Genomic DNA, 5,251 nt, shown 5'->3' with positions numbered 1-5,251 from the left:
CCCGTGACGTGGACGTCGCGATCGTAGGCGGCGGTCTCGCCGGGCTCACCGCGGCCCGTGACCTGGTCGCGGGCGGAAGGACCGTCGCCGTCCTGGAGGCCCGTGACCGCGTCGGCGGCCGGGTCGTCAACCTGAAGCTGGCGAACGGCGGTGTCACCGAGGGCGGCGGCGAGTTCATCGGACCCACCCAGGACCGCATCAAGGCGCTCGCCGACTCGCTCGGGGTGCAGACCTTCGCCACCTACAACACCGGCAACAACCTGCTCTACAAGGACGGCAAGAAAACCGCCTACGCCACCGACGGCCTCCTCGGTTCGGTCCCGCCCATCGACGCGGCGGGCCTCGCCAACGCGGCGATCGTGCAGGCCTCCCTCGACGACATGGCCAAGCAGGTCCCGGTCGACGCCCCCTGGACCGCGGCCAAGGCCGAGGAGTGGGACCGGCAGACCTTCGAGAGCTGGCTGCGCGCCAACGCCGTGATCCCCTCGGCCAAGTTCCTCCTGGACGTGGCCTGCACGTCGATCTTCTCGGCCGAACCCCGCGAACTGTCCCTGCTGTTCGTCCTCTTCTACATCGCCGCCGCAGGCAACGAGACCACCCCCGGCACCCTGGAACGCCTCACCGAGACCGCGGGCGGCGCCCAGGAGCTGCGCTTCGTCGGCGGCTCCCAGCTGGTGCCGGTCAAGCTCGCCGCCACCCTCGGCGACCGGGTGGTGCTCAACGCCCCGGTGCGCACGATCGCCAGGTCCGGCTCGAAGTACGTCGTCACGGCCGACGGCGTCACCGTCACCGCCAAGCGGGTCGTGGTCGCCGTACCCCCGCCGCTCGCGGCCCGCATCACCTACGACCCGCTGCTGCCCGCCGCCCGCGACCAGCTCACCCAGCGCCTGCCGATGGCCTCGGTCGGCAAGGCGATCGCGATCTACGACACGCCCTTCTGGCGGGCCGACGGCCTCAACGGCCAGGTCGTCTCCGACACCGGCGTGGTCAGCTCGACCTTCGACAACTCGCCGCCCGACGCCTCGTACGGCGCCCTGATGGGCTTCATCGAGGCCGACGAGGCCCGCAGGTACGACGCGGCGAGCGAGGCGGAGGTCAAGGCGGCCGTCCTGAAGGACTACGTGACCTACTTCGGCTCGAAAGCGGCCTCCCCCACCTCCTTCGTCCTGCAACGCTGGAACAACGAGGCCTACACCCGCGGCGGCCCGGTCTCCATCGGCGGGCCCGGCGTGCTGACCCAGTACGGTCCCGCCCTGCGCGCCCCGGTCGGCGGTATCCACTGGGCCGGGACGGAGACGTCGGTGCACTGGATGGGCTTCATGGACGGAGCCGTCCGCTCCGGCGAGCGGGTGGCCAGGGAAGTACTCGCGGTGCTGTAGTCCGCACGTCAACTTTGCGTGCACGCCCGTTCCTGACACAGCGTCAGTTCTGTAATCTGACACTGCGTCAGTTGTTCACGCTGTCACACAGGAGCGGGCGGACCGATGCTTGGATCAACCCACGGCACCCTCACCACCGACTCCCGCCGGGCCCGGGTCATCGCGTGCGGCGAGCAACCCGGGCCCGCCGTCCACGGCCGGCCGGCCGAGGTCGACGATCTCGACGTCGGCGGCCGGCCGTTGTACGCCGACGTCCCCGATCTGGACCGTTTCTTCCGGCCGGAGTCGGTCGCCGTCATCGGCGCCTCGGACGCCGAGGGCCGCCCCAACACCGGTGTCACCCGGCAGCTGGTCGACTGGGCGGACCGGGTGGGGGCGCGGCTGCATCCGGTGCACCCGACCCGCCCGTCCGTCTTCGGCATCCCCTGCGTGACCTCCGTGGCCGAGCTGCCCGAGCAGGTCGATCTCGCCGTCCTGCTGGTCGCCGACCCGCTGCCGGTGATCGAGCAACTCGCCGAGGCGAAGGTGAAGTTCGCGGTCGTCTTCGCCTCGGGCTTCGCGGAGACCGGCGAGGAGGGGGCCGCGGCACAGGAGCGCCTCGCGGCCGCGGTGGCGGAGTCCGGGATGCGGCTGCTGGGCCCCAACACCAACCTGAACGCCTTCTCCTCCTTCCGTGAGGACCTCGACGGACCCGGCATCGCCCTGATCACCCAGTCCGGGCACCAGGGCCGCCCGGTCTACGCCCTCCAGGAACTCGGCATCCGCCTCACCCACTGGGCGCCCACCGGCAACGAGGCCGACCTGGAGACCGCGGACTTCCTGTCCTACTTCGCCGAGCGCCCCGAGGTCGGCGCCATCGCCTGCTACCTGGAGGGCCTCAAGGACGGCCGCTCCTTCCTGCTCGCCGCCGACCGCGCCGCCCGCCGCAAGGTACCCGTCGTCGCGGTCAAGGTCGGCCGCACCGAGACCGGCGCCCGTACGGCCGCCTCCCACACCGGCAAGCTCACCGGCGCGGACACCGTGGTGGACGCGGCGATGCGGCAGTACGGCGTGATCCGGGTCGACGGCCTCGACGAACTCCAGGACACCGCGGCCCTGTTGGCCCGCGCGAGGCCGCCGCGCGCCGAGGGGGTGGTGGTGTACTCGATCTCGGGTGGCACCGGCGCGCACTTCGCCGACCTGGCGTCGGAGGCGGGCCTGAGGCTGCCCGCCCTCTCCGAGGCCAAGCAGGCCGAACTGCACCAGTGGATACCGCAGTTCCTGAGCGTGGCCAACCCGGTTGACAACGGCGGGCACCCGGTCGGCGACTGGCGCGGCCGGAAGATCATCGACGCGATCCTCGCCGACCCCTCGGTAGGGGTGCTGATCTGCCCGGTGACCGGGCCGTTCCCGCCGCTGAGCGACCGGCTGGTGCGGGACCTGGTGGAGGCGGCCGAGGAGACCGACAAGCTGGTGTGCGTGGTGTGGGGATCGCCCGTCGGCACCGAACCGGCCTACCGCGAGGTCCTGCTCGGCTCCTCCCGGGTGGCCACCTTCCGCACGGTCGGCAACTGCATCACCGCCGTGCGCGCCTGGCTCGACCACCACCGTTTCGTCACCGGCTACCGCTCCCCCTTCGACGAGGCGCCCCGCACCCCCTCGCCGTCCTTCCGCAAGGCGCAGGCCCTGATGCGTCCGGGCCAGCAGCTGAGCGAGCACGCGGCGAAGCAACTGCTGCGGGCCTACGGGATCCGGGTGCCGCGCGAGCAGTTGGTGACCAGCGCGGCGGCGGCCGTCCGGGCGGCCGGCCTGGTGGGCTACCCGGTCGTGATGAAGGCGTCCGGCGCCCGGATCGCCCACAAGACGGAGCTCGGCCTGGTGAAGATCGGCCTGACCTCCGCGAGCCAAGTCCGCGATGCCTACCGCGAGTTGACCGACATCGCCCGCTACGAGGGCGTGCCCCTGGACGGCGTCCTGGTCTGCCAGATGGTCGAGCGGGGCGTGGAGATGGTCGTGGGCGCCGCGCACGACGAGCTGTTCGGCCCGACGGTGACGGTCGGGCTCGGCGGGGTCCTGGTCGAGGTGCTGCGGGACACCGCCGTACGCGTGCCGCCCTTCGGTGAGGAGCAGGCCCGCGACATGCTGGAGGACCTGCGCGGGCGGGCGCTCCTGGACGGGGTCAGGGGGCGGCCGCCCGCGGATCTCGACGCGCTCGTGGAGGTCGTGCTGCGGGTGCAGCGCATGGTGGTGGAGCTCGGGGACGAGGTCGCGGAGCTGGACATCAACCCGCTGATGGTGCTGCCCCGGGGGCAGGGGGCGGTGGCGCTGGACGCGTTGGTGGTGTGCCGGTGAACGAGGTGATCCACACCGTCGAGGGCCAGGTCGCACACCTCACCCTCAACAGGCCCGAGGTCCTCAACGCCCTCACGCCCGGCGGGCGGGACCGCGTCATCGAGCTGGTGGAGAGCGCGTCGGCCGATCCGGACGTCCGGGCGGTGGTCCTCACCGGCGCGGGACGCGGATTCTGCGCGGGCGCGGACCTGCGGGGCGCGCCCGCGGCCACGGCCCCCGGTGACGTCACCCGTACGATCCGTCTCGGCGCCCAGCGGCTGATCGCGGCCGTCCTCGACTGCGAGAAGCCGGTCGTCGCGGCGGTGAACGGCACCGCGGCCGGTATCGGCGCGCATCTCGCCCTCGCCTGCGACCTGGTGCTGGCCGCCGAGTCCGCCCGCTTCATCGAGGTGTTCGTCCGCCGCGGCCTGGTCCCGGACGGTGGCGGCGCCTATCTCCTGACCCGCCTGCTCGGCCCCCGGCGCGCCAAGGAGCTGATGTTCTTCGGCGACGCGCTCGGCGCGGCCGACGCCGAGCGCCTGGGGCTGGTCAACCGGGTCGTTCCGGACGCCGAGCTGGACAAGACGGCCCGCGAGTGGGCGACCCGCCTGGCCGCCGGCCCGACCCGCACCCTCGCCCTGACCAAGCAGCTCGTCAACGCCTCCCTGGACACCGACCGCGCCACCGCCTTCGCCGCGGAGGCCGCCGCGCAGGAGCTCAACATGGCGACGGCGGACGCGCAGGAGGGCGTGGCGAGCTTCGTGGAGCGCAGGAGCCCGGAGTTCCGGGGCCGTTGAGGGCTGGTCCCGCTGTCCTGGACCTTCTCATCTGACGAACCGTCAGGTTCAATGGACGGTGTGATGGGACAAGCAGGAATGGCGGAAGCGGCCCTCCGCTATCTCAGGTCCGGGAAGGCCCTCTCCGTCGAGGCGCTGCCCCGCCCGGAGCTGCGGTGCGTCGGCGAGGACGAGCGGGCGCCGGTCGGCCCGGCGGAGTTCCGGCGCGTGCTGGGCGAGTTCGCGACCGGGGTCACGGTGATCACGGCCCCCGGCACGCCACCCGCCGGTTTCGCCTGCCAGTCCTTCTCCTCGCTCTCCCTCGACCCCTCGCTCGTCGCCTTCATGGTGGGCCGGGCGTCGACCACCTGGCCGCGCATCGCCCGGGCGGGCGTCTTCTGCGTGAACGTCCTGAGCGCGGACCAGGACCGGCTGTGCCGGGCGTTCGCGGTGAGCGGCGCGGACAAGTTCGCGGGCGTCGCCCACGACCCGGCCCCGGCCTCCGGCTCACCGCGCCTCGCGGGCACGCTGGCGTGGATCGACTGCACGATCCACGCGGTCCACACCGGCGGGGACCACCTCATGGTGGTGGGCCGGGTGGACGCCCTGGGAACCGGCGGGGGCGACGCGCCCCTGCTGTTCCACCGGGGGCGGTTCCTCTAGTAGTGCTTCGTTAGGTTCTGGTTCTGCTTGCGGTGAGAGGGCGGCCGCAGGTGCTGCAGGTGCCGGTCCAGCACCTCAGCAGGCCTTGGAGGGCGTCGAGGGTCTGGTAGAGGCTCGGGCCGG

At 72.7% G+C, this 5,251-nt stretch carries 4 protein-coding genes; all 4 read left to right on the top strand.

Features of this window, described 5'->3' with window-relative positions:
- Positions 1-1,379, top strand: a 1,379-nt coding sequence (locus tag EHS43_RS36595) for an FAD-dependent oxidoreductase (protein WP_260470885.1), incomplete at its 5' end; no start/stop codon positions are given.
- A gap of 105 nt (positions 1,380-1,484) precedes the next feature.
- A complete protein-coding gene (locus EHS43_RS36590) occupies positions 1,485-3,710 on the top strand; it encodes an acetate--CoA ligase family protein (RefSeq protein WP_125194905.1) in 2,226 nt (741 codons plus the stop codon).
- Positions 3,701-4,486, top strand: a complete 786-nt coding sequence (locus EHS43_RS36585; RefSeq protein ID WP_125194904.1) for an enoyl-CoA hydratase/isomerase family protein — start codon at positions 3,701-3,703, stop codon at positions 4,484-4,486. Before EHS43_RS36590 ends, EHS43_RS36585 begins: the two co-directional genes overlap by 10 nt.
- A 78-nt stretch (positions 4,487-4,564) precedes the next feature.
- Complete coding sequence (locus tag EHS43_RS36580) at positions 4,565-5,128, top strand: flavin reductase family protein (RefSeq protein WP_125194906.1); 564 nt, start codon at positions 4,565-4,567, stop codon at positions 5,126-5,128.
- Positions 5,129-5,251 lie beyond the last annotated feature (123 nt).

Source organism: Streptomyces sp. RP5T (assembly GCF_003933965.1).
Taxonomy (GTDB): Bacteria; Actinomycetota; Actinomycetes; order Streptomycetales; family Streptomycetaceae; genus Streptomyces.
This window is presented reverse-complemented; position numbering and strand designations above follow the sequence as displayed.

Excerpts from the sequence above, each read along its gene's own strand:
- EHS43_RS36590 (WP_125194905.1), top strand. The coding sequence starts at position 1,485 with ATGCTTGGATCAACCCACGGCACCCTCACCACCGACTCCCGCCGGGCC.
- EHS43_RS36580 (WP_125194906.1), top strand. The coding sequence starts at position 4,565 with ATGGCGGAAGCGGCCCTCCGCTATCTCAGGTCCGGGAAGGCCCTCTCC.